The sequence below is a fragment of the Dietzia sp. SYD-A1 genome, assembly GCF_015356725.1.
Taxonomy (GTDB): Bacteria; Actinomycetota; Actinomycetes; order Mycobacteriales; family Mycobacteriaceae; genus Dietzia.
Genome location: NZ_JADDKI010000095.1, coordinates 1 through 684 on the forward strand (window position 1 = coordinate 1; position 684 = coordinate 684).

Annotated in this window: 1 pseudogene; it reads left to right on the top strand. The window is 74.0% G+C overall.

The features are described 5' to 3' along the window. Window positions 1-684 (top strand): annotated as a pseudogene (locus IY392_RS04785) (hypothetical protein); the annotation flags it as partial.

Sequence of the window (684 nt, forward strand, 5' to 3'; positions counted from 1 at the left end):
TCCCGACACCGTCGACTGGCTCCTCGCGCGCCGCACCGAGGCGATCACCTCACGGTCGCAGGCGCTGCGGCAGGATGTCCAGGCACTGCGCATGGAGGTCGTGCAGGACCTGCACCGGTCTATGCGCGACCTCGGCTCGCGGGCGCGGGAGGAACTCGCGGCCGCGCCCAGATCACGAGTCGACGGGGTCGTCCGGGCACTGGCCTCCGACGCGGATCGCGTGATCGCGGGGACCATCGTCCGCGCGGACCGTCGCGCGGACGCCCTCGTGGCCCGACACCTCGGCGCCTCCGCGCCGACGACGCCGCGGATACCCGCACCGACGGGCGGCATCACGCCGGGGCGTCCGCCCCGGAATGCCGCGGAGGAGTCGCTCGTGATGCTCATGGGTGCCGCCGGCGGGACCGGCGTGGGTCGCATGCTCCTGTCACCACTCGCCGAGGTCCCCGGACTGTCGGTCATGGTGATCCCGTTGGCACTGATCTGCGGCGTGGCGCTCGGCTGGACGACGGTCACGGTCCGCCGGACCCAGTCGCTCCGGACACACACGGCCGCCGTCGTGACCGAACGACTCGCCGCCCTGCGCGCGGAGGTGGAGCAGTCCCTCGGCGCCAGGATCCTGGCCGCGGAGGCCACCATCACCGACGGCTTCGCTCACGACCCGGGCCCGCGGGTCGCCGACCT